General features: G+C 66.5%; 25 protein-coding genes. 20 read left to right on the plus strand and 5 right to left on the minus strand.

Annotated elements, in window-relative coordinates:
* The first annotated feature begins 27 nt into the window (after nt 1-27).
* The 5 genes from ACSQ89_RS03135 to ACSQ89_RS03155 all read left to right on the plus strand — a co-directional run bounded on the left by ACSQ89_RS03135 (nt 28) and on the right by ACSQ89_RS03155 (nt 4425).
* The gene (locus ACSQ89_RS03135) at nt 28-513 is read left to right on the plus strand and encodes a YiaA/YiaB family inner membrane protein (RefSeq protein WP_436294452.1); all 486 of its coding nucleotides are present in this window, start codon (nt 28-30) and stop codon (nt 511-513) included.
* Between the two features lie 35 nt (nt 514-548).
* Entirely contained in the window at nt 549-1007 is a 459-nt protein-coding gene (locus tag ACSQ89_RS03140) for a hypothetical protein (protein WP_436294453.1), read from the plus strand.
* Between the two features lie 68 nt (nt 1008-1075).
* Nucleotides 1076-1888, plus strand: coding sequence for a DUF2145 domain-containing protein (locus ACSQ89_RS03145; RefSeq protein ID WP_436296612.1), 813 nt, complete (start codon nt 1076-1078; stop codon nt 1886-1888).
* A complete protein-coding gene (locus tag ACSQ89_RS03150; protein WP_436294454.1) occupies nt 1885-3318 on the plus strand; it encodes an FAD-binding oxidoreductase in 1434 nt (477 codons plus the stop codon). Before ACSQ89_RS03145 ends, ACSQ89_RS03150 begins: the two co-directional genes overlap by 4 nt.
* A 21-nt stretch (nt 3319-3339) precedes the next feature.
* The gene (locus ACSQ89_RS03155; RefSeq protein ID WP_093105245.1) at nt 3340-4425 is read left to right on the plus strand and encodes a serine endopeptidase; all 1086 of its coding nucleotides are present in this window, start codon (nt 3340-3342) and stop codon (nt 4423-4425) included.
* Here the strand turns inward: ACSQ89_RS03155 and ACSQ89_RS03160 are convergent.
* The gene (locus ACSQ89_RS03160; RefSeq protein ID WP_093105473.1) at nt 4398-5168 is read right to left on the minus strand and encodes an SDR family NAD(P)-dependent oxidoreductase; all 771 of its coding nucleotides are present in this window, start codon (nt 5166-5168) and stop codon (nt 4398-4400) included. The genes ACSQ89_RS03155 and ACSQ89_RS03160 overlap by 28 nt on opposite strands.
* Nucleotides 5169-5287: 119 nt before the next feature.
* Between ACSQ89_RS03160 and ACSQ89_RS03165 the strand changes: the two genes are divergently transcribed.
* Together ACSQ89_RS03165 and ACSQ89_RS03170 are read left to right on the plus strand one after the other, a co-directional pair.
* Complete coding sequence (locus tag ACSQ89_RS03165; RefSeq protein WP_436294455.1) at nt 5288-6205, plus strand: aldose 1-epimerase; 918 nt, start codon at nt 5288-5290, stop codon at nt 6203-6205.
* Nucleotides 6206-6299: 94 nt separating this feature from the next.
* Complete coding sequence (locus ACSQ89_RS03170) at nt 6300-6689, plus strand: hypothetical protein (RefSeq protein ID WP_093105476.1); 390 nt, start codon at nt 6300-6302, stop codon at nt 6687-6689.
* A 7-nt stretch (nt 6690-6696) separates the two neighbouring features.
* Here ACSQ89_RS03170 and tgt read toward each other — a convergent pair whose 3' ends face one another.
* On the minus strand, nt 6697-7869 hold the full coding sequence (tgt, locus tag ACSQ89_RS03175) for a tRNA guanosine(34) transglycosylase Tgt (protein WP_436294456.1): 1173 nt from the start codon (nt 7867-7869) through the stop codon (nt 6697-6699).
* Complete coding sequence (gene queA, locus ACSQ89_RS03180) at nt 7863-8906, minus strand: tRNA preQ1(34) S-adenosylmethionine ribosyltransferase-isomerase QueA (protein ID WP_436294457.1); 1044 nt, start codon at nt 8904-8906, stop codon at nt 7863-7865. The genes tgt and queA overlap by 7 nt, the downstream gene beginning before the upstream one ends.
* A gap of 75 nt (nt 8907-8981) precedes the next feature.
* Between queA and recG the strand changes: the two genes are divergently transcribed.
* From recG to ACSQ89_RS03195, 3 genes are all read left to right on the plus strand, one after another.
* Nucleotides 8982-11096, plus strand: coding sequence for an ATP-dependent DNA helicase RecG (recG, locus tag ACSQ89_RS03185; protein WP_436294458.1), 2115 nt, complete (start codon nt 8982-8984; stop codon nt 11094-11096).
* A 43-nt stretch (nt 11097-11139) separates the two neighbouring features.
* Nucleotides 11140-12105, plus strand: coding sequence for a LysR substrate-binding domain-containing protein (locus tag ACSQ89_RS03190; protein WP_093105260.1), 966 nt, complete (start codon nt 11140-11142; stop codon nt 12103-12105).
* A gap of 136 nt (nt 12106-12241) precedes the next feature.
* Nucleotides 12242-12835: a Dps family protein gene (locus ACSQ89_RS03195; RefSeq protein WP_436294459.1), complete on the plus strand. Its 594-nt coding sequence runs from the start codon at nt 12242-12244 to the stop codon at nt 12833-12835.
* Between the two features lie 10 nt (nt 12836-12845).
* On the opposite strand, the gene ACSQ89_RS03200 is transcribed toward ACSQ89_RS03195, so the two are convergent.
* Nucleotides 12846-14999 carry a TonB-dependent receptor gene (locus ACSQ89_RS03200; protein WP_436294460.1) on the minus strand — a complete coding sequence of 718 codons (2154 nt, stop codon included), beginning with the start codon at nt 14997-14999 and terminating at the stop codon, nt 12846-12848.
* 225 nt (nt 15000-15224) lie between these two features.
* On the opposite strand from ACSQ89_RS03200, the gene ubiA reads away from it, so the two are divergent.
* Complete coding sequence (gene ubiA / locus ACSQ89_RS03205; RefSeq protein WP_436294461.1) at nt 15225-16106, plus strand: 4-hydroxybenzoate octaprenyltransferase; 882 nt, start codon at nt 15225-15227, stop codon at nt 16104-16106.
* A 12-nt stretch (nt 16107-16118) separates the two neighbouring features.
* On the opposite strand, the gene proC is transcribed toward ubiA, so the two are convergent.
* A complete protein-coding gene (proC, locus tag ACSQ89_RS03210) occupies nt 16119-16976 on the minus strand; it encodes a pyrroline-5-carboxylate reductase (RefSeq protein WP_093105270.1) in 858 nt (285 codons plus the stop codon).
* A gap of 351 nt (nt 16977-17327) precedes the next feature.
* Between proC and rplN the strand changes: the two genes are divergently transcribed.
* Genes rplN through rpmD form a run of 9 tightly spaced genes read left to right on the plus strand, consistent with a single transcriptional unit; the run spans nt 17328 to nt 20983 of the window.
* Nucleotides 17328-17696 (plus strand): 50S ribosomal protein L14, encoded by a 369-nt coding sequence (gene rplN / locus ACSQ89_RS03215; protein WP_093105273.1) that lies wholly within the window; start codon nt 17328-17330, stop codon nt 17694-17696.
* 13 nt (nt 17697-17709) lie between these two features.
* Nucleotides 17710-18027, plus strand: coding sequence for a 50S ribosomal protein L24 (rplX, locus tag ACSQ89_RS03220; RefSeq protein WP_093105275.1), 318 nt, complete (start codon nt 17710-17712; stop codon nt 18025-18027).
* 11 nt (nt 18028-18038) lie between these two features.
* The gene (rplE, locus tag ACSQ89_RS03225; RefSeq protein WP_093105278.1) at nt 18039-18578 is read left to right on the plus strand and encodes a 50S ribosomal protein L5; all 540 of its coding nucleotides are present in this window, start codon (nt 18039-18041) and stop codon (nt 18576-18578) included.
* 8 nt (nt 18579-18586) lie between these two features.
* Nucleotides 18587-18892, plus strand: coding sequence for a 30S ribosomal protein S14 (rpsN, locus tag ACSQ89_RS03230; protein ID WP_093105280.1), 306 nt, complete (start codon nt 18587-18589; stop codon nt 18890-18892).
* A 20-nt stretch (nt 18893-18912) separates the two neighbouring features.
* Nucleotides 18913-19308, plus strand: coding sequence for a 30S ribosomal protein S8 (gene rpsH / locus ACSQ89_RS03235; RefSeq protein ID WP_093105283.1), 396 nt, complete (start codon nt 18913-18915; stop codon nt 19306-19308).
* 24 nt (nt 19309-19332) lie between these two features.
* The gene (gene rplF, locus ACSQ89_RS03240) at nt 19333-19866 is read left to right on the plus strand and encodes a 50S ribosomal protein L6 (protein WP_093105285.1); all 534 of its coding nucleotides are present in this window, start codon (nt 19333-19335) and stop codon (nt 19864-19866) included.
* Nucleotides 19867-19880: 14 nt separating this feature from the next.
* Nucleotides 19881-20246 carry a 50S ribosomal protein L18 gene (gene rplR, locus ACSQ89_RS03245; protein WP_093105479.1) on the plus strand — a complete coding sequence of 122 codons (366 nt, stop codon included), beginning with the start codon at nt 19881-19883 and terminating at the stop codon, nt 20244-20246.
* Between the two features lie 18 nt (nt 20247-20264).
* Nucleotides 20265-20783, plus strand: coding sequence for a 30S ribosomal protein S5 (rpsE, locus tag ACSQ89_RS03250; RefSeq protein ID WP_093105288.1), 519 nt, complete (start codon nt 20265-20267; stop codon nt 20781-20783).
* 14 nt (nt 20784-20797) lie between these two features.
* Nucleotides 20798-20983 (plus strand): 50S ribosomal protein L30, encoded by a 186-nt coding sequence (rpmD, locus tag ACSQ89_RS03255; protein WP_009124818.1) that lies wholly within the window; start codon nt 20798-20800, stop codon nt 20981-20983.
* Nucleotides 20984-21006: the final 23 nt, after the last annotated feature.

Below are 21006 nucleotides of genomic sequence, written 5' to 3' on the forward strand. Positions count from 1 at the left end.
GCACCTTCACTACGCCGCGAGGCATTCATGCAACCCTTCTCTTCCACCGTTTCCATCGAACGCGACACCCGTGCCTGGCAAGTCCAGGTCTGGATCTCCTTCGGGATGGCCGTGTTCCTCTGCGCGACCGGGCTCGGCTGGCTGCCGGGGCAGGCGCTGGACCGCGCGTTCATGGTGATGGGCTACGTGTTCTGCCTCTCGGCCGCCTTCGTGCTGGCGAAGTTCGTGCGTGACAACCAGCGCGGCACGACGCCCGGTGCCGGCGACACGCCGATGTGGAAGCTGGTCGTCTGGGGCGGCTTCTTCACCGCGATGGGCCTGACCGGCTGGGGCCTGCTGCGGATGGAGATCAGCGAGACCTACAAGGCCTTTCTCGGCGTGAGCTGGCTGTTCCTGATCAGCTCGGCCTTCACGCTCGCCAAGACCCTGCGCGACCGCCATGAAACCGATCTCGCCGAGGCGCGCCTCCAAGGCCGCCGCGAAGCCCGCGCCGAAGCCGGCCAGGGCGAATGAAGCACTCCATACACCTCATCTTTCGAAAGCACATCATGAAGAAGTCCTTCGTCACGGTTCTGATGGCGGCTTGCGCCGCGATGGCGGGTGTTGCCGCCCCGCTTCACGCTCATGCACAGAGCGAAGCCTCGGCAGCGCTCTCGATGCTGCCGCTGGCCTCGGTCGTCGGCGTCGCCTCGGTGGCCGGCAGCGCGGCGAGTGCCGCGGTGGCCTTGCCCGCGGCGCTGTCGGTGGGCGGCTCGGTGCTTACGGTGGTGGCGGTAGAGGCATCGGTCGACGGTACCGTCTACCTGCTCGAACGTGCCTCCGATGGCGCCCGGGCCAGCGTCAAGGTACTGGGCCGCGCGGCCCACGGTGCCTCGGTCGTTGTCGGCACGATGGTCACGGTCAGCGTGATCGGCTCGGGCATCGTGCTGTCGGCGGCCGGCGAGGTGCTGGCCTTCGTGCCCAATGCGGTCGGCCGCGCGCTGCTCTACAACGAGAGGCTGTCATGAGGCGCGCGCCCACCAACTTCGGCCCCTACGAGATCGAGTACCGGGCCCAGGTTTCCCGCCCGCGCCGAATGCTCCGGGCCATTCTTCAGGTGTTTGCGGCGGCGGCGGCCGTGGTGCTGGCGGGGCTCTTCCTGTTTCCGCTCAACGCGCACGCCGGTCGTTCCTGTGAACAGCAGAAGCCCGGCGCGGCGGCGGTCATGAAGGGTATGCAGCTCGCCGAGCGCACGGCACAAAGGCTCGATGCAAGCGGTGCGCGGGTCGTGCTGCTGGCGCGTGCGGGGCAAGACCTGAGCAAGTACGGCCTGCGCTACTCGCATCTGGGCCTGGCCTACAAGACAGAGGCGGGAACGTGGCGCGTGGTCCACAAGCTCAACCAGTGCGGCACGGCGGTGGCAGCCATCTATCGCCAAGGGCTGGGCGAATTCTTCCTCGATGACCTCTGGCGCCATGAAGCCGCCTGGGTGATCCCGGCGCCGGCCGTGCAGGCGCAGGTGCTGGCGGCGCTCAACGAATCGCCCGCTCGCATCACGCGGCTGCACGCCGCGCCCTACAGCATCGTGAGCTACGCCTGGGGTCACAAGTACCAGCAGTCGAACCAATGGGCGATCGAGACGCTGGCTGCGGCGATGGAGCCCGGCACCATCCGCACCCGCGAGCAGGCGCAGGCCTGGCTGCAGTTCAAGGGCTACGAGCCCGGCGTGCTGAAGCTCGGGCCGCTCACGCGACTCGGCGGACGCGTGGGTTCGGCCAACGTGGCCTTCGACGACCATCCCAACGAGAAGCGCTTCTCCGATCGGATCGAAACGGTGACGGTCGATTCGGTGTTCGCCTGGCTGCCGCGGGCGGGGCTCGGCGCCGCGCCGGTGGTGCTGCGCCTATGAGCCCGGCAAGCGGCATCCTAGTATCGCGCCGCACCCTGCTCGCCGCCGCACTGATGGGGGCCGGCCTGCTGCTGGTCTCGCCCACGGAGGTCCATAGCGGAACGCTGCACCCCGTCGAGAACGTGACGCGGCTCTACACGGTGAAAGTCGAACGTGTGGTGACTCCGCGCTCGCGCGAAGCAGTTCGCAACGCGCTTCTCGAGTGGCCCGGCCTGATCGCTGTAGGCGGCGGACGCTATTCCATGGGCGGCCAGGTTGCAGTCGCAGGTGGCCTGCACATCGACATGCGTGAAATGAATCGGCTGGTCTGGCTGCGCCCCGACACGAAGACGGTGCGTGTGGAGGCCGGCATGCGCTGGCGCGACCTGCAGGATCACATCGACGCACATCAACTCTCGGTGCAGACCATGCAGAGCTATGCCAACTTCACCGTCGGCGGCTCCGTGTCGGTGAACGCTCATGGCCGGTATGTGGGCCATGGGCCGATCGGGCACTCTGTGCGAGCGCTGCAGCTGGTGCTGGCCGATGGCGAGATCGTCGAGGTCGATCGTCAGAAGCACCCGGAGCTTTTTCGCGCGGCCATCGGCGGCTACGGCGCCGTCGGCGTGATCACGGAGGTCGAGCTTGCACTGGACGACAACGTGCGGATCGAACGCACGGTCGAGGCACTGGCGCTGCGGGACTATCCGGCCTGGTTCGAGCGGGAAGTGCGGGCCGCAAACGGATTCCTCCTGCACAACGCTGACTTGGTCCCGCCCTTTTTCGACGAGGCATCGGCCGTGAGCTGGCGTCGCTCGGACAAGCCACTGACGGTGGCCGCACGACTGGTTCCGCGCCATCGGAGCTATCGGCTGGAACAGGGCATGGTCTGGGCAGTGACCGAGCTGCCGAACGGCGATGCGCTGCAGCGCAAATACATCCGCCCTGCGTTGCTCGATAGACCGGAGGTGGTCTGGCTGAACTACGAGGCGAGCCTGGACCTTCGTTCGCTGGAGCCAGCCAGCCGGCGAGCATCCACCTACGTGCTTCAGGAGTACTTCATTCCGACGCAGCACTTTCTCGTCTTTGCAACCGAGATGGCACGGATCATCCGAAAGCACCAGGCGAAAGTGCTCAATGTGTCGATCCGGCATTCGCCGACCGACGAGGTGTCGATGTTGGCTTGGGCACGCGAGGAAGTGTTTTCATTCGTCGTGTACTACAAGCAGCGCACCGACTCCCAAGCCTTGGAAGATGCCGGCCGCTGGACCCGCGACATGATCGACGCTGCGCTGAAGTGCGGCGGAACCTATTACCTGCCCTATCAGCTGCATGCGACCCGGGCGCAATTTGCTGCCGCCTATCCTCAGGCTGATGCGTTCCGGGCCGTGAAGCGCGCGGTAGACCCTCAAGGACGGCTGAGCAATGCGCTGTGGCAGCGATACCTTTGAATCGAAACAGGAGCTATTGAGATGAGCAAGTCCTTGCGTTTGTCCGAAAAGTGGTTTCGCCGCGGCCTCTGGGTGGTGGCGCTGGTGTTCGCGAGCTTTCTGGTCGGGCTGGGCAGCACGATCGTCGGCGATCTGCCGCAGGTCGAGCGCACGCTGACCCTCGACGATTTCATCGACAAGGCGGCGGCCGAGCCGCTTCGCGCCACGATCCGCAACGCGCAGCGCACCGAGCAGGAGTCGACACGCGAGCGCGAGCAGGCGGAGCTCGCGCTCCTGACCGCCCAGCAGACCAGCCGGGCGGCGCGCGAGACCTTCGGCAACTGGCTCGCGACGCGGCGCGCCACTGCGCAGCCCGACCAGGACACCGAGTTGATCGCGCGCACCAAGGCGCTCGATACGCTGAAGGCCAGGGAAGACGACGCCCAGAGGGCCGTGGGCGCGCAGCGCCAGATCGCGCTCGATGCGCGGCAGGCGCGCCAGAGCGCGCAGCAGAAACTCGCGCCGCTGGAAGACGAAGCGCGCAAGAAGCTCGAGGCGGAAAACCGTCGCGTCGAACTGCGCGTGTTCGGCTACCGGCTCGCGCTCACCTTGCCGCTGCTCTTGATCGCCGGCTGGCTCTTCGTGAAGAAGCGCAAGAGCACCTACTGGCCTTTCGTGTGGGGCTTCATCTACTTCGCGCTCTTCGCCTTCTTCGTCGAGCTCGTGCCCTATCTGCCGAGCTATGGCGGCTATGTGCGCTACGTGGTCGGCATCGTGGTGACCGTGCTCGTGGGGCGCTACGCCATCATCGCGCTCAACCGCTATCTCGCGCGCCAGAAGCTGGCCGAGGCGCAGCCCGACACGGTGCGCCGCAACGAGCTGAGCTACGACACCGCGCTGGCGCGGCTCGCCAAGAGTGTGTGCCCGGGCTGCGAACGGCCGGTGGACCTGAAGAACACCGAGATCGATTTCTGCCCGCATTGCGGCATCGGCCTGTTCGATCACTGCGGCGTCTGCGAAGCGCGCAAGAGCGCGTTCTCGCGCTTCTGCCACGCCTGCGGGACCGGTGCGGCTGCCGCGGCGGCGCCGGGTATTCCGCCTCAGGTCCAGCCTGCGTCCACCACGTAGTCCTGCGCGGTGCACATCTTCGAATCGTCGGCCGCGAGAAAGAGCGCCATGCTGGCGATGTCCTCGGCCATCACGCGGCCCGGCAGGCACTGGGCGGCATCGATCTGGGCCTCGGATTCGGGCTTGACCCAGAGCTTCAACTGGCGCTCGGTCATCACCCAGCCCGGCACGATCGAGTTCACGCGGATGTTGGCCTTGCCGAGGTCGCGCGCCAGCGAACGCGTGAGGCCGCGCGCGGCCGCCTTGCAGGCCTGGTAGACCGGGTAGCCGGCGCCCTTGATCATCCAGCTGATCGAGCCGAAGTTGATGATCGACCCGCCGCCCTGCGCGCGCATGTCCTCGGCCACGGCCTGCGCGGCGAAGAACTGGTGCTTGAAGTTGATCGCAACCAGCCGATCGAAGTCTTCGCTCGTGACGTCGGCCATCTCGTGGCGGCGGTCGTTGGCCGCATTGTTGAGCAGCACGCGGATCGGCCCGAAGCGCGCGCGCACCGCGGCGATGGCTGCGCCAAGCGCTGCGACGTCGGTTACGTCGCACTCGTGGAACAGCACCTCGTTTTCGCCCTGCAACCGGGCGGCAAGCGCGCAGCCCGCAGCCGCATCGATGTCGCAGAAGCCCACATGCGCGCCCTGCGCATGGAAGGCGCGCACCAGGCTTTCGCCGATGCCGGTGGCGCCGCCGGAGATGAACACGCTGCGGCCGGCGAGCGATGGATAGCGGGCGGAGGGGGGCGATGCCGTCATGAGGAGGATCCGTGCAGGAACGAAGTGCCAGTTGCGATTCTCCACGCCAACGATGGTGCGTGTCACCCGGGTGGCCGAGAATGCCGCGTTCGCATCAACGATCGAAGGCACGCACTCCCATGAACGACAACGACGAACTGGTGCATCTTGCGGCGGGCGCATTGCATCTGGTGCTGGCGCCGGAGGTCGGCGGCGCGATCGCAGCCCTCTACGATGAGCGCGACGGCCGGCGCTTCGACTGGTTGCGGCCGGCCACGGCCGATGCGCTGGCCGCACGTCATCTCCTGGCCATGGCGAGTTTTCCGCTCCTGCCCTGGTGCAATCGCCTTCGCGACGGCCGCGCGCATGTCGGCGGGCGCGACATCGCCATTGCGCCGGGCCATCCTGCGGGGCCCTCGGGCCGGCATCCGCTTCACGGCATCGGTTGGCAACGGCCATGGCAGGTGGCAGAGGCCTCGCCAACCCGCGCGGAGCTCGTGCTGAGCGTCGAGGCCGATGCCCAGTGGCCCTGGCGCTTCGAAGCCTCGCAGCTGTTCGAACTCGATGCGACGGGGCTGCGTTGCACCATCACGCTGATCAACCGCGACAGCGCCCCGATGCCGGCCGGCATCGGCCATCACCCCTACTTCATCCATCACGCGGGCACACGCCTGTCGGCGAACACCGGCGCCATGTGGCGTGGCGATGCGGAGGTGATGCCGGTCGCGCTCGAGCCGACGCAAGAGGTGGCCCGGCTGCGCGAAGGCGTGGATCTGGCCGAGCTCGATCTGGACAACAACTTCACAGGATGGCTGCGTGAGGCCCGCATCGAATGGCCGACGGCTTCGTGCGCGCTGGCGATGGCGGCCGAGGCGCCGCTCGACTTCTTCGTCCTGTACTGCCCGAGCGGCGCGGATCATTTCTGCGCCGAGCCGGTGAGCCAGTGCACCGATGCTTTCAACCTGTGGGACCGCCATGGGCTCGGCGAAGTGGGCGGCACTGTCCTCGCGCCCGGGGCCTCGCTTTCAGGGCGCTGGTCGCTGCTGCCGCAGCGCTGACGCGGGCACTCCCGCGTGCGGCGTATGGCTTCCGGCGTGTTCTCGCGCGAGCGGGTTCTGGCTACGCTCGACGCCTTTGATTCAGAGCACGATCATGTTCAGGAACCTCATTCGCCGCCATGCCGCCGCAGGTCTTTACGTCGCGTCGGTCGCTGCTGCCTTGCTGTCGGCGGCGAGCCTCGTGACCCATGCGCAGGAGCCGGCGACCGTCCGTCTCTTCAAGGTGGTTTCGCCGCGCGACGACATCGTGGTCGGCATCGAGGCGGCTCAGCTCGGCGCCAGCAGCACGCCGGAAGTGCAGCGCTTCGCGGCGCTGCTGGCGGACAAGAGTCCCTTGACGGTGTGGCAGTACGCGTCGCAAAAGGATGCGGGCGGCGCGCTGGTGCAGGCGCCGCTGCGGCAGGTCGCGCTGTTCAAGAACGAGCTGCTGCGCATCGAGCCCTACACGACGCCGCTGCCCATCAAGGTGCCTGGCGCCAAGTAGGCGCTTCCTAGACGCCGCGGGCCCGGTCGGCCTTGAACTGCGCGCGGAACTGCGTGTAGGCGCCGGCATCGAGCGCCGCGCGGATCTCGCGCATCAGGTTTAGGTAGTAGTGCAGGTTGTGGATGGTCGTGAGCATCGGGCCCAGCATCTCGCCGCAGCGGTCGAGATGGTGCAGGTAGGCGCGGCTGAAGCCGTCGCGGCCGCCTTCGTTCCACGACACGCCTGATGCGCCGGCGCAGGCATGGCAGCTGCAGCTCGCATCGATCGGCTGCGGGTCGCTCTTGTGGCGCGCATTGCGCATCTTGAGGTCGCCGAAGCGCGTGAACAGCGTGCCGTTGCGCGCATTGCGCGTCGGCATCACGCAGTCGAACATGTCGACGCCCTGTGCCACGCCCTCGACCAGGTCCTCCGGCGTGCCCACGCCCATCAGGTAGCGCGGCTTGTGCGCCGGCAGCCGGTGCGGCGTGTGCGCCATGATGCGCAACATCTCGTCCTTGGGTTCGCCGACGCTCACGCCGCCGATCGCGTAGCCGGGAAAGTCCATCTCGACGAGCTGGGCCAGCGACTCTTCGCGCAGGTTCTCGTACATGCCGCCCTGCACGATGCCGAAGAGCGCGTTGGGGTTCTCGAGCCGCGCGAACTCCGCCTGGCAGCGGCGCGCCCAGCGCAGGCTGAGCTCCATAGAACTGCGCGCCTCGGCCTCGGTCGTGAGGTGGCCTTGGGTGTCGTAGGGAGTGCACTCGTCGAACTGCATGACGATGTCGCTGTTGAGAATGGTCTGGATCTGCATCGAGACCTCCGGCGTGAGGAAGAGTTTGTCGCCGTTGACCGGCGACGCGAACTTCACGCCCTCCTCACTGATCTTGCGCATCGCACCCAGCGACCAGACCTGGAAGCCGCCCGAGTCGGTGAGGATGGGCTTGTCCCATTTCTCGAACTGGTGGAGGCCGCCGAAGCTCGCCATCACGTCCAGGCCGGGACGCATCCAGAGATGGAAGGTGTTGCCGAGGATGATTTGGGCGCCCATCTCCTCGAGGCTGCGCGGCATCACGCCCTTGACGGTGCCGTAGGTGCCCACGGGCATGAAGATCGGCGTTTGCACCACGCCGTGGTTCAGCGAGAGCGTGCCGCGGCGCGCATGGCTCGCGGGGTCGGTGGCGAGGAGTTCGAAGTTCAGCATGGTTGTCTCGAAAGAAGCATCGCGTCGCCGTAGCTGAAGAAGCGGTAGCGCTCGCGGATCGCGTGGGCATAGAGCGCCATCACGCGCTCGTAGCCCGCGAAGGCGCTCACCAGCATCATGAGCGTGCTCTTGGGCAGGTGGAAGTTGGTGACCAGCAGGTCGACGTGTTCGAAGGCGAAGCCCGGCGTGATGAAGATGCGCGTGTCGCCCGCCGCTTCGCCGCTCTTGGCCCACGATTCGAGCGTGCGCACGGTGGTGGTTCCGACCGCGACGATGCGGCCGCCGCGCGCCCTGGTTTCGGCGACGGCGCGTTGCGTCGTCTCGGGCACCTCGTAGCGCTCTGCATGCATCGCGTGATCGGCGATGTTCTCGGTCTTCACCGGCTGAAAGGTGCCGGCGCCGACGTGCAGCGTGACGTTGGCGCGCTGCACGCCGCGCGCCTCGAGCTCGGCCAGCAGCGCCTCGTCGAAGTGCAGCGCCGCGGTCGGCGCGGCGACCGCACCCGGCACGCGTGCGAACACGGTCTGGTAGCGGCGCTCGTCGTCCTGCGAGTCGGCGTGTTCGATGTACGGCGGCAAGGGCACGTGGCCGCAGCGGGCCATTAGCGCATAGGGGTCTTCACCGGCGGCGCTGTCGAAGCGGAAGCGGAACAGCGCGCCGTTCTCGTCGGGCCAGCGGCCGAGCAGCGTCGCCCGGAACTCGCCGGCCATCGCCAGCGCGGTGCCGGCCGGCGGCTTCTTGCTGACCTTCATGTGCGCGACGACTTCGTTGCCTTGCAGCACGCGCTCCACCAGCAGCTCGAGCTTGCCGCCGGTGGGTTTTTCGCCGAAGAGGCGCGCCTTGACGACGCGCGTGTCGTTGAAGACCAGCAGATCGCCGGCGCGCAACTGCGAGGGCAGGTCCTTGAAGATGCGGCCGATGGGTGGATCGACCGTGCCGTCGAGCAGTCTCGAGGCGCTGCGCTCGGCGGCGGGATGCTGGGCCACCAGTTCGGGCGGCAGGTCGAAATCGAAATCGGAAAGCGTGAAGGCGCGCATGGTGCTTGAGGGCCGGACGGGCCCGTGCCAAGGAGGCGGAGGAAGAGGCGGCGAAGAGCCGGGCAGAATTGTCCCATGCCCGCCGCCGCCAAGTCGTCTCCACCGGAAAAGCCCGCAGCAGCACCGGCGCCAGCGCCCGGCGCGGGCCTGAGCCCGGTGCAGCGCGCGCTGCGCAAGCTCGGGCTCCTGCGCGACATCGATTTCGCGCTGTACCTGCCGATGCGCTACGAGGACGAGACGCGCATCGTGCGGCTGGCCGACACGCGCGACGGCGACACGGCCCAGATCGAGGCCGTGGTGAGGGATTGCGAAGTCGTGTTCAGGCCGCGCCGTCAGCTGATCGTGACGGTGGACGACGGCAGCGACACCTGCCAGCTGCGCTTCTTCAACTTCTATCCCTCGCAGCAGAAGCAGCTCGCGGTCGGCGCGCGGGTGCGGGTGCGCGGTGAGGTGCGCGGCGGTTTCGTCGGGCGGCAGATGATGCATCCGACGGTCAAGGCCGCGGGCACCGAGCTGCCGCAGGCGTTGACGCCGGTGTACTCGACGATCGCGGGGCTGGCCCAGCCGATGCTGCGGCGCGAAGTGCGCTCCGGCTTGGCGCGGGCGGTGCTCGACGAGACCATTCCGCCGGCGCTCGCGCCGTCGGGCGCATGGGAACTGCGCCGGGCGTTGAGCTTTCTCCACTACCCGGCGCCCGACGTGGCGATGGCCACGCTGGAAGACCACAGCCACCCCGCCTGGCAGCGGCTCAAGGCCGACGAACTGCTGGCGCAGCAGCTCTCGCAACTGCAGGCGCGCCGGGCCCGCGCGGCGCAGCGCGCGCCGGTGCTTTCGGCGGCGGCTTCCGGTGACTCGCTGTACAAGGAACTGCTGGCCACGCTGCCCTTTGCATTGACCGGCGCACAGCATCGGGTCGGCGAGGAGATCACGCACGACCTCGCTCGCGACGTCCCGATGCACCGCCTGCTGCAGGGCGACGTAGGCTCCGGCAAGACCGTGGTGGCGGCGCTGGCCGCCGCGCGCTGCATCGATGCCGGCTACCAGTGCGCACTGATGGCGCCCACCGAGATCCTCGCGGCGCAGCACTTCGGCAAGCTGGTCGGCTGGCTCGACCCCTTGCTGGCCGAGCGCGGCCTGCGTGTCGCCTGGCTCACCGGCAGCCAGAAGAAGAAGGAGCGCGACGCGATGTCGGCCGCGGTCGAGAACGGCGAGGCCGCGCTCGTGATCGGCACGCATGCGGTGATCTCGGAGAAGGTGCGCTTCGACAAGCTCGCGCTGGCGATCATCGACGAGCAGCACCGCTTCGGCGTTGCGCAGCGCCTGGCCCTGCGCGGCAAGGCCGTCGGCGACCTCGAACCACACCTGCTGATGATGAGTGCCACCCCAATCCCGCGCACGCTCGCGATGAGCTACTACGCCGACCTCGACGTCTCCACGCTCGACGAGCTGCCGCCGGGCCGCACGCCGATCGTGACCAAGCTGGTGGCCGATCACCGCCGCGACGAGGTCATCGATCGCATCCGCGCCCAGCTTGCGCAAGGGCGGCAGGTCTACTGGGTCTGCCCGCTGATCGAAGAAAGCGAGGCGGTCGATTTGCGCAACGCGACCGAAACGCGTGACGAGCTGGCCGCCGCACTCGGCGCGCAGGTCAGCGTGGGGCTGCTGCACTCGCGCATGCCGACAGCCGAGAAGCAGGCGGTGATGGAGAGCTTCACGGCCAACCGGCTCCAGGTGCTGGTCAGCACCACGGTGATCGAGGTCGGCGTCGACGTGCCCAATGCCTCGCTGATGGTGATCGAGCATGCCGAGCGCTTCGGGCTTTCGCAGCTGCATCAGCTGCGCGGGCGTGTCGGACGTGGCGCGGCCGCTTCGGCCTGCGTGCTGCTCTATGCGCCGAACGAAGGCGGCCGGGTCGGCGAGGCGGCGCGCGCGCGGCTCAAGGCGATGGCCGAAACCAGCGACGGCTTCGAGATCGCACGGCGCGACCTCGAGATCCGCGGGCCCGGCGAATTCCTCGGCGCGCGGCAGTCGGGCGCGCCGCTCCTGCGCTTTGCCGACCTGAGCACCGATGTGTTGCTGCTCGATTGGGCGCGGGCGCTGGCGCCGCGCATGCTCGACCGCCATCCGGAACTCGCAATCAAGCACGTCGACCGCTGGCTCGGCAGCAAGGCGGAGTACCTCAAAGCCTGAATTCGGCAGAGGTCGCAGCGTCTGCGCATAATTGACGCAGGCTATGACTCTCACCGAACTCAAATACATCGTTGCAGTCGCGCGTGAGCGGCATTTCGGCAAGGCGGCCGAGGCCTGCTACGTGTCGCAGCCCACCTTGTCGGTCGCGATCAAGAAGCTGGAAGACGAACTCGAGGTCAAGCTTTTCGAGCGCAGCGCGGGCGAGGTCACGGTCACGCCGCTGGGCGAGCAGATCGTGCAGCAGGCCCAGAGCGTGCTCGACCAGGCCGCGAGCATCAAGGAGATTGCCAAGCGCGGCAAGGACCCGCTGTCGGGGCCGCTCAACCTGGGCGTGATCTACACCATCGGCCCCTACCTGCTGCCCGACCTGGTGCGCCAGAACATCGCGCGCACCCCCCAGATGCCGCTGGTGCTGCAGGAGAACTTCACCGTCAAGCTGCTCGAGATGCTGCGCGCCGGCGAGATCGACTGCGCGATCATGGCCGAGCCCTTTCCCGACACCGGCCTGGCGATGGCAGCGCTCTACGACGAGCCCTTCATGGCGGCCGTGCCCGTCCATCATCCGCTGGCGGAGCGCGAATCCGTGAGCTCCGACGAGCTCAAGAAGGAGACCATGCTGCTGCTCGGCACCGGCCACTGTTTTCGCGACCACGTGCTCGAGGTCTGCCCCGAGTTCGCGCGCTTCTCAAGCAATGCCGAGGGCATCCGCAAGAGCTTCGAGGGCTCGTCGCTCGAAACCATCAAGCACATGGTGGCGGCCGGCATGGGCGTGACGCTGGTGCCGCGCCTGTCGGTGCCGAACGGTGCGCTCAAGTCCAAGGCCAAAGGCCGCGGCAAGGAGCCCGAGCAGATCGTGCGTTACCTCCCCGTGCGCGACGAGCAGGGCGGCGAGCCGACGCGCCGCGTGGTGCTGGCCTGGCGCCGCAGCTTCACGCGCTACGAGGCCATCGCGGCGCTGCGCAACGCGATCTACGCCTGCGAGCTGCCGGGCGTCAAACGACTCTCGTAGGACTTGCCGTCATCGGCCTGCGCGTTCGACCCCGGCCGAGGGCAATCGCTGCGATAGAGTTTGGCTGTTGTGAAGCCCGCCCTTGGCTTCTAAAGTTTCTGACCGCCAATCCAACCTTGAAGAAAGAACTCGCGCCATGGCCAAAGTCGTGAAGAAATCCAAGTCCCCGATCTCCGCTGCACCCTCGGCCTCCGCCGGCAAAGTGCCCAAGAAGGGCGGCGCCGTGGTGGCCCTGGAGTCGGGCAGCCGCAATGCGCCGATCATCAACATCGGCATCGAGCGTCAGGACCGCGCCGCCATCGCCGAAGGCCTGAGCCGCGTGCTGGCCGACACCTACACGCTCTACCTCACCACGCACAATTTCCACTGGAACGTGACCGGCCCGCACTTCAACTCGCTGCATGCGATGTTCATGGCGCAGTACACGGAGCTCTGGGGTTCGACCGACGTCATTGCCGAGCGCATCCGCGCCCTGGGTCATTACGCGCCGGGCTCGTATGCCGAGTTCAGCAAGATCGCGACCGTGCCCGACGTGCCGAAAGATCCGCCGAAGGCGATGGAGATGGTGCGCATCCTGGTCAAGGGCCACGAGACCGTTTCGCGCATCGCGCGCGAGTTCATCCCGGTGGCCGAGGAGGCCGGCGACGACCCGACCGCCGACATGCTCACCGCGCGCTGCACGGTGCACGACCAGACGGCCTGGATGCTGCGTTCGCTGCTCGAGGACTGATCCGCCCCGATCAGAACTTGGCGCGCAGGGTCAGCTGCAGTTCGCGCGGCGGACCCGGAATGATCAGGTTGTCGACGCTGCCGTGGGCCGAGATGTAGTGCTTCTTGTCGAAGATGTTCTTCAGGTTCAGCGCCAACTCGTAGCGATCCGTCTTGTAGCTGCCCGCCAGGTCGGCCGTCATGTAGCCTGGCAGGGTCACCAGGTTGGTCAGGGAGGCGTAGCGCGCGACCACGTAGTTCAGGCCGCCGCCCGCGCTGAAGCCATGGCCCAGGTCCTTCATGAGCCAGACGAAGGCCGAGTGCCGCGGCGTGAGCGGTGCGACCTTGCCCTGGACCGGGATGGGTGCACCGACCGGCAGTTGCAGTGAACTGACGGTGGCCACCGACTTGACCATCCGCCCGTCCAGGTAGGCATAGCCCGCGCTCACGTCCCAGCGCCCCGGCAGCTTGCCGGCGAGCGTGAGTTCCAGTCCGTTGGTGCGCTGCGTGCCCACGTTGATCTGCCGCGCCGGATTGGCCGGATCGCTGTTCTTGATGCCCGAGCGCTCCAGGTTGAAGGCCGCGGCCGTGAAGCTGAGCGCACCGTCCAGGAAGTCCAGCTTGGCGCCGATCTCCTTGTTGACCGTGATCTCGGGTGCGTTGTCCGCGTTGCTGGCCGAGAGCGCGAAGGTTTCCGCCGAGGGCTGGAAGGAGCGGCTGTACGACAGGTAGTAGGACTGCGCCTCGCCGGGCTGCCACACCAGGCCGGCGCGCGGGCTGAACTTCTTGTCGGTGCGCGTCAGGGGCGGGAGACTGCGCTCGAACGAGGTCTCCTGGTCGAACACGTCGTAGCGCCCGCCGACCAGCGCCTTCCATTGCGGCGCCAGCGTGATCTGGTTCTGCGCGTACAGCGCAGAGGTTTTGAAGGTGGAGTTGCTGGGAATCGCGCTCGTCGCCAGATAATTGGCGAGCGGGATGGGTGGCGGAACAGCGACAGGATTGAAGATGCTGACGCGCTGAAAACCGACGGCCGAGGACACGGAATAGGCGCGCTTGTCCTGCACGCCGAACTCCGTGCCGACGAGCCATTCCTGCTTGAAGCCGCCGATGTCGTTGCGCCACGTCAAGTCGGTCTGGTTGAACCAGCCGCTCTCGTCCCGATCGACGAAGCCGCGGGTGCGGCCCACGGTCAGGCGCACGGGGTCGGTGGTGCCGCTGGGCAGCGTGTTGTAGCGATCCAGGTGGTAGCTGGAGTAGCGCGTCGTGTTGCGCAGGTTCAGTTCATCGCTGAAACGATGGTTCAGCGTGGCGGTGAAAGACTGGACCTTGGAGGTGCTCGTGTCGTCGCGCTTGGCCAGGGCGGAGCCGTAGTAGGTGCCGATCGGCACGCCGACCGGCCGGCCGTTGAGCGCCGGGATGCCGAAATCCGTCAGCCGCTGGTCGTGGGCGTTGGTGTATTGCAGCAGCAGGTCGGTCTGCGGGCTGAACTTCATCGCGAGCGAGGGCGCGATGCTGTAGCGGTCGATGAATTGCTGGTCGCGGTAGCTGCCCGACTTCTCGCGGGCGACGTTGAGTCGGAACGCCATGTTCTCGCCGATGGGCGTGTTGAGGTCCGCGGTCGCGCGCTTGAAGTCGTGGCTTCCCAGGCCGAGCGACACCTCGCCGAAGGACTCTCCGAATACCGGCTTCTTCGTGACGCGGTTGATCAGGCCGCCCGACGACCCGCGGCCGTAGAGCACTGCGGCCGGCCCCTTGAGCACCTCGATGCGCTCGGTATCCGACAGGTCGCGGAAGTACAGCGCGTCGTCGCGCACACCATCCACGAACCAGTCGGCGATGGCGGTGAAGCCGCGGATGACCACCTGGTCGCGCTGGCCGTCGCCGCTGCTGAAGGAGACGCCCGGCGCATTGCGCAACGCATCCTGCATCGAGGTGACGCCTTGATCGCGCAGCAATTGCGCCGGCAGCACGTTGACGGCTTGCGGTATGTCGCGCAGCGGTGCGCTGCCCTTGGTGGCGGTGCTGCTGGCGGCCGGGGCGTACCCGGCGTCCTGCTCCGTGCTGACCGTGATTTCCTTCAGCGTGTTGTTCTGGGCCTGCGCCGTGCAATGCAGCAAGGCGAGCGCGGCAGCGGTCAGGGGCAGATGGCGCAGGCGTGGGCGCAGCGCGCGTGGGCGTAGAGACATGGATTTCCTTCAGGGCAAGAACCGGATCGCGAAGCGCCACGCGGCTCGCCATCGAAGCGATGACTAAACCGGATGTGCCCTGCCTGGAAATGTCTGGGTTGGGTGCCTTTTGCGCGGTCCTGGCGCTGGGCCGGGCTCGATGCAAAGGGTGATCGCGTCGCGCGAACCGCCGGATTCTAGTGTGGCAAACGAGGGCGTCTATTTGGCGTGACGCAAAATCGGCCCATGTCCGCATCCACTGCTGCCGCGCCGCGCGGCCGCCTCTCGCTCTACCTGGACCTGATCCGCTGGAATCGTCCCGCCGGTTGGCTGCTGCTGCTGTGGCCGTCGCTCGGCGCCCTGTGGTTTGCCGCCGGAGGCTGGCCGGGCTGGCACCTGCTCACCGTGTTCGTGCTGGGCACCATCCTCATGCGCAGCGCCGGCTGCTGCGTCAACGACGTGGCCGATCGCGATTTCGACCGCCATGTCAAGCGCACCGCCCAGCGGCCCGTCACCAGCGGAGCCATCTCGGTCAAGGAGGCGCTCGCCGTGGGGGCGGTGCTCGCGCTGGCCGCCTTTGCGCTGGTGCTCACGACCAACCGCGTCACCGTGCTGTGGTCGTTCGCGGCCTTGGCTGTGACCCTGATCTATCCGTATGCCAAGCGCTTCGTGTCGATTCCGCAGGCGGTGCTGGGCATCGCATTCAGCTTCGGCATCCCGATGGCCTTCGCGGCCGTGCATTCCAGCGTGCCGGCTTTCGCGTGGTGGCTGCTGGCGGGCAACCTGTTCTGGGTGCTGGCCTACGACACCGAGTACGCGATGGTTGATCGCGACGACGACCTGAAGATCGGCATGAAGACCTCGGCCATCACCTTCGGCCGCTTCGATGTTGCGGCCGTGATGGCGAGCTACGCGATCTTTCTGGCGGTGTGGGCCGCGGCCGGCGCGAGCGAGGCCCTGGGCCCCGCCTTCTTCGCCGCCATCGGCATCGCGGCGGCGCAGGCGCTGTGGCATTGGCGGCTGATTCGCGACCGCACGCGTGACGGCTGCTTCAAGGCCTTCCGGCTCAACCACTGGCTGGGCTTCACCGTGTTTGCCGGTGTCGTGGCCGGCTACGCGCTGCGCTGAAGCCGCGCTGCCTCAATCGCGGCCGAATTCCTTGGCGAGTTCGCCGGCGCGCTGGTGTGCGGCGCGGATCGCGGCCTTGAACTTCGCCTTGACGTCCGCGCTCTCGAGCGAGCTGATCGCTGCATAGGTGGTGCCGCCCTTGGAGGTCACGCGCTCGCGCAGCACCGCGGGCGGCTCGCTCGCATTGCCGGCCAGGGCCGATGCGCCGCTGAAGGTGCCCACGGCGAGGCGATGCGCCTGCTCGGGCGAGAGGCCCAGCTCGACGCCGGCCTCGGTCATGGCCTCGATGAAATAGAAGACATAAGCGGGGCCCGAGCCCGAGACCGCGGTCACGGCATCGAGCGCGCCTTCGGCATCGACCCACAGCAGGTCGCCGGTGGCATCCAGCACCTGCTCGGCCAGCTTGCGGCCGGCGGCATCGACCGCCGGGCGCGCGAACAGGCCGGTCATGCCCTGGCCGACCAGGGCCGGCGTATTGGGCATGGCACGCACCACGCGCTCCGTGGCCAGCCAGCGCGCGATGCTGTCGGAGGGGATGCCCGCCGCGACGCTGAGATGCAGCGCCTCGCTCGCCAGAGCGCGGACCGGTCGCGCGGCCTCCGCAAAGCTCTGCGGCTTGACGGCCCAGACCACGACGGCGCAACGCGCGAGAGCGGCACCGGCCTCGGGTTGGGCGGTGATGCCGAAGTCGTGCAGGAGCCGTGCGCGGGCTTCGGCAAAAGGTTCGACCACTTCGAAGGTCTCTGCAGGGACGTCCCGCTTGATGAGCCCGCCGATGATGGCGCTGGCCATGTTGCCGCCGCCGATGAATCCGATCGGCGGCAAAGGGGTCGGTTCCCGGCGGGGCAGGAAGGTGACTGCGATGTTCATGACTTGTTCCGTGACACTCAACGATGGCCCAGCGCTCTCGCGGCAGCGGCCGGACCGAAATTGTCGCCGCTCGCCAGTGCCCGGCAATGCAGAAGCAGGCAGTTTTTGAAAGCGCGCGCTCACATCTAAAAATAATCGCTGAGTGTTGTGCGGCGTCACGGATTGGCCGGTTGACAGTACTCGTAGGCCGTGCAACAATCGCGGGCTTCGCTTTTCAAAAGGCGAAGCTTCTGCCCAACGGAGGCGCATCAAAGTGGTTTTGATGCGCGGACGACGGGCCCAAGACTGACCGCAGAGCCTTCGCAGGGAAATCCTGGGGAGATGAGCGGTACAAGTTGGGAACTACTAGACATGATCCAAACTGAATCCCGGCTCGATGTGGCCGACAACACGGGCGCGAAATCCGTCCTGTGTATCAAGGTGCTCGGCGGCTCCAAGCGGCGTTATGCCAGCGTGGGCGACGTCATCAAGGTCAGCATCAAGGAAGCCGCTCCGCGTGGTCGCGTCAAGAAGGGCGAGATCTACAGCGCAGTGGTGGTCCGTACCGCCAAGGGCATCCGTCGCAGCGACGGTTCGCTCGTCAAGTTCGACGGCAATGCCGCCGTTCTGCTCAACGCCAAGCTGGAGCCCATCGGCACCCGCATCTTCGGACCGGTCACGCGCGAACTGCGCACCGAGAAGTTCATGAAGATCGTGTCGCTGGCCCCCGAAGTTCTGTAAGGACAACAACGCCATGAACAAGATTCGCAAAGGCGACCAGGTCATCGTGTTGGCCGGGCGCGACAAGGGCAAGCGCGGCACGGTGTCGCTGCGCAAGGACGACTCGCACCTGATCGTCGACGGCATCAATCTGGTCAAGAAGCACACCAAGCCGAACCCGCTCAAGGGCACGACCGGTGGCATCGTCGAGAAGGCCATGCCGATTCACCAATCCAACGTGGCGATCTTCAATGCCGCGACCGGCAAGGCCGATCGCGTGGGCATCAAGGTCACGGACGGCAAGCGCGTGCGCGTCTTCAAGTCCAGCGGCGACGAAATCAAGACCGCCTAAGGGGTACTTACATGGCACGTCTCCAACAACACTATCGCGAAAAAGTCGCGAAAGACCTGACCGAAAAGTTCGGCTACAAGTCGCCGATGCAGGTTCCGCGTCTGACCAAGATCACGCTCAACATGGGTGTGGGCGAAGCGGTCGCCGACAAGAAGGTCCTCGACAACGCCGTCGCCGACCTGACCAAGATCGCCGGCCAGAAGCCGGTCGTGACCAAGTCGAAGAAGGCGATCGCCGGCTTCAAGATTCGCGAGAACCAGCCGATCGGCTGCATGGTCACGCTGCGCGGCGTGCAGATGTATGAGTTCCTGGACCGTTTCGTGACCGTGGCCCTGCCGCGCGTGCGCGACTTCCGCGGCATTTCCGGCCGTGCGTTCGACGGCCGCGGCAACTACAACATCGGCGTGAAAGAGCAGATCATTTTCCCCGAGATCGAATACGACAAGGTCGATGCCCTGCGCGGTCTCAATATCAGCATCACGACGACGGCCAAGACCGACGAAGAGGCCAAGGCGCTTCTCGCGGGCTTCCGTTTCCCGTTCAAGAACTGAGGTGATTTGTGGCTAAAGTAGCTTTGATCGAGCGCGAACTCAAGCGCGACAAACTGGTCGCAAAGTACGCCGCCAAGCACGCGGAACTGAAGGCGATCGCCAACGACGCGAAGAAGAGCGACGAAGAGCGCGCAGCCGCCCGCCTGGGCCTGCAGAAGCTCCCGCGCAACGCCAACCCGACGCGCCAGCGCAACCGCTGCGAAATCACCGGCCGCCCGCGCGGCACCTTCCGCCAATTCGGTCTGGCCCGCGCCAAGATCCGTGAACTGGCTTTCGCTGGTGACATCCCCGGTGTCACCAAGGCCAGCTGGTAAGCCAGGCAGGAGCAAACAATATGAGCATGAGTGATCCCATTGCCGACCTGCTGACGCGTATCCGCAACGCGCAGATGGTGGCGAAGCCCACCGTGTCGGTCCCGTCTTCCAAGGTGAAGATCGCGATCGCACAGGTGCTGAAGGACGAGGGCTACATCGACGGCTTCCAGGTCAAGACCGAAGCCGGCAAGACCGAACTCGAAATTGCACTGAAGTACTACGCTGGCCGCCCGGTCATCGAGCGCATCGAGCGCGTGAGCCGTCCCGGCCTGCGCGTCTACAAGGCCAGCGCCGCGATTCCGCAAGTCCAGAACGGCCTCGGCGTTGCCATCGTCACGACCCCCAAGGGCGTGATGACCGACCGCAAGGCCCGCGCTACCGGTGTCGGTGGCGAAGTGCTGTGCTACGTCGCCTAAACGAGACATCGAGGAGAAACTGAAATGTCCCGAGTAGGAAAAATGCCGGTCGCCATCCCCGCAGGCGTGGATGTGTCGATCAAGGAAGACCAGATCAGCGTCAAGGGCACGGGCGGCACGCTCAACCTGGCGTTGAACGCGCTGGTCAATGTCGTCAGCAAGGACGGCAAGCTGAGCTTCGAACCCGCCAACGAATCGCGTGAAGCCAACGCGATGAGCGGCACGGTTCGCCAGCTGGTGAACAACATGGTGGTCGGTGTGACCAAGGGCTTCGAGAAGAAGCTGAGCCTGATCGGCGTGGGCTACAAGGCCCAGGCGCAGGGCGCCAAGCTGAACCTGCAAGTCGGTTACTCGCATCCGGTCAACATCGACATGCCGCAAGGCATCACGGTGGCGACGGCGACGCCGACCGAAATCGTGATCAAGGGCGCCGACCGCCAACGCGTCGGCCAAGTGGCCGCTGAGATCCGCGCGATTCGTCCGCCCGAGCCTTACAAGGGCAAGGGCATCCGCTATGCGGACGAGAAGATCGTGATCAAAGAGACCAAGAAGAAGTAAGGGGCAGCAAAATGATGTTGACCAAAAAAGCACAGCGTCTTCGCCGTTCGCGCCAGACCCGCATCCGCATTGCGACGCAAGGCGTGGCGCGCCTGACGGTGAACCGCACCAATCTGCACATCTACGCCACCGTCATCTCCGACGACGGCACCAAGGTGATTGCCACTGCATCGACGGCCGAAGCCGAAGTGCGTACCTCGCTGGGTGGTTCCGGCAAGGGCGGCAACGCCGCTGCGGCCACCGTGGTCGGCAAGCGCATCGCTGAAAAGGCGAAGGCCGCCGGCATCGAGAAGGTCGCTTTCGACCGCGCAGGTTTCGCCTACCACGGCCGCGTCAAGGCGCTGGCCGATGCGGCTCGCGAAGCCGGCCTGCAGTTCTAACCGGACACGAGATTCAAAATGGCAAAGATTCAGGCAAGAACGCAGAGCGAAGGCCCCGAAGACGGTCTGCGCGAGAAGATGATCGCGATCAACCGCGTCACCAAGGTGGTGAAGGGCGGTCGTATCCTCGGTTTCGCGGCACTCACCGTGGTGGGTGACGGCGACGGCCGCGTCGGCATGGGCAAGGGCAAGTCGAAGGAAGTGCCGGCCGCCGTGCAGAAGGCGATGGAAGAAGCGCGTCGCAACCTCGCGAAGATCTCGATCAAGAACGGCACGCTGCATCACCGCGTGACGGGCCATTGGGGCGCTGCCTCGGTGGTCATGATCCCGGCCCCGAAGGGTACCGGCATCATCGCCGGCGGCCCGATGCGCGCCGTGTTCGAAGTCATGGGCATCACCGACATCGTGGCCAAGAGCCATGGTTCCTCGAATCCCTACAACATGGTCCGTGCCACGCTGGACGGCCTGAAGAATTCGACGACGGCGTCCGAAGTCGCTGCCAAGCGCGGCCTGACCGTCGAACAACTCTTCGCCTGAACGGGAGTATCGACATGACGACGCAACAACAAACCCTCAAGGTGCAATTGGTCAAGAGCCCGATCGGCACCAAGGAATCGCATCGCGCCACCGTGCGTGGCCTCGGCCTGCGCAAGCTCAACAGCGTGAGCGAGCTGCAGGACACGCCCGCGGTGCGCGGCATGATCAACAAGATCAGTTATCTGGTCAAAGTGCTCTAAACAGAGTCGCTGAGAGAGACGTA

Source organism: Variovorax sp. LjRoot175, from assembly GCF_964253805.1.
Lineage (GTDB): Bacteria > Pseudomonadota > Gammaproteobacteria > Burkholderiales > Burkholderiaceae_C > Variovorax.

Excerpts from the sequence above, each read along its gene's own strand:
- recG (WP_436294458.1), top strand. The coding sequence starts at position 8,982 with ATGCCCGCCGCCGCCAAGTCGTCTCCACCGGAAAAGCCCGCAGCAGCA.
- ACSQ89_RS03170 (WP_093105476.1), top strand. The coding sequence starts at position 6,300 with ATGTTCAGGAACCTCATTCGCCGCCATGCCGCCGCAGGTCTTTACGTC.
- ACSQ89_RS03150 (WP_436294454.1), top strand. The coding sequence starts at position 1,885 with ATGAGCCCGGCAAGCGGCATCCTAGTATCGCGCCGCACCCTGCTCGCC.
- rplX (WP_093105275.1), top strand. The coding sequence starts at position 17,710 with ATGAACAAGATTCGCAAAGGCGACCAGGTCATCGTGTTGGCCGGGCGC.
- queA (WP_436294457.1), bottom strand. The coding sequence starts at position 8,906 with ATGCGCGCCTTCACGCTTTCCGATTTCGATTTCGACCTGCCGCCCGAA.
- proC (WP_093105270.1), bottom strand. The coding sequence starts at position 16,976 with ATGAACATCGCAGTCACCTTCCTGCCCCGCCGGGAACCGACCCCTTTG.
- ACSQ89_RS03135 (WP_436294452.1), top strand. The coding sequence starts at position 28 with ATGCAACCCTTCTCTTCCACCGTTTCCATCGAACGCGACACCCGTGCC.
- ACSQ89_RS03200 (WP_436294460.1), bottom strand. The coding sequence starts at position 14,999 with ATGTCTCTACGCCCACGCGCGCTGCGCCCACGCCTGCGCCATCTGCCC.
- ACSQ89_RS03165 (WP_436294455.1), top strand. The coding sequence starts at position 5,288 with ATGAACGACAACGACGAACTGGTGCATCTTGCGGCGGGCGCATTGCAT.
- ACSQ89_RS03190 (WP_093105260.1), top strand. The coding sequence starts at position 11,140 with ATGACTCTCACCGAACTCAAATACATCGTTGCAGTCGCGCGTGAGCGG.
- rplR (WP_093105479.1), top strand. The coding sequence starts at position 19,881 with ATGTTGACCAAAAAAGCACAGCGTCTTCGCCGTTCGCGCCAGACCCGC.
- rpsH (WP_093105283.1), top strand. The coding sequence starts at position 18,913 with ATGAGCATGAGTGATCCCATTGCCGACCTGCTGACGCGTATCCGCAAC.
- ACSQ89_RS03195 (WP_436294459.1), top strand. The coding sequence starts at position 12,242 with ATGGCCAAAGTCGTGAAGAAATCCAAGTCCCCGATCTCCGCTGCACCC.
- rpsE (WP_093105288.1), top strand. The coding sequence starts at position 20,265 with ATGGCAAAGATTCAGGCAAGAACGCAGAGCGAAGGCCCCGAAGACGGT.
- ubiA (WP_436294461.1), top strand. The coding sequence starts at position 15,225 with ATGTCCGCATCCACTGCTGCCGCGCCGCGCGGCCGCCTCTCGCTCTAC.
- rplE (WP_093105278.1), top strand. The coding sequence starts at position 18,039 with ATGGCACGTCTCCAACAACACTATCGCGAAAAAGTCGCGAAAGACCTG.
- rpmD (WP_009124818.1), top strand. The coding sequence starts at position 20,798 with ATGACGACGCAACAACAAACCCTCAAGGTGCAATTGGTCAAGAGCCCG.
- ACSQ89_RS03160 (WP_093105473.1), bottom strand. The coding sequence starts at position 5,168 with ATGACGGCATCGCCCCCCTCCGCCCGCTATCCATCGCTCGCCGGCCGC.
- rplN (WP_093105273.1), top strand. The coding sequence starts at position 17,328 with ATGATCCAAACTGAATCCCGGCTCGATGTGGCCGACAACACGGGCGCG.
- rplF (WP_093105285.1), top strand. The coding sequence starts at position 19,333 with ATGTCCCGAGTAGGAAAAATGCCGGTCGCCATCCCCGCAGGCGTGGAT.
- ACSQ89_RS03145 (WP_436296612.1), top strand. The coding sequence starts at position 1,076 with ATGCTCCGGGCCATTCTTCAGGTGTTTGCGGCGGCGGCGGCCGTGGTG.
- tgt (WP_436294456.1), bottom strand. The coding sequence starts at position 7,869 with ATGCTGAACTTCGAACTCCTCGCCACCGACCCCGCGAGCCATGCGCGC.
- ACSQ89_RS03155 (WP_093105245.1), top strand. The coding sequence starts at position 3,340 with ATGAGCAAGTCCTTGCGTTTGTCCGAAAAGTGGTTTCGCCGCGGCCTC.
- ACSQ89_RS03140 (WP_436294453.1), top strand. The coding sequence starts at position 549 with ATGAAGAAGTCCTTCGTCACGGTTCTGATGGCGGCTTGCGCCGCGATG.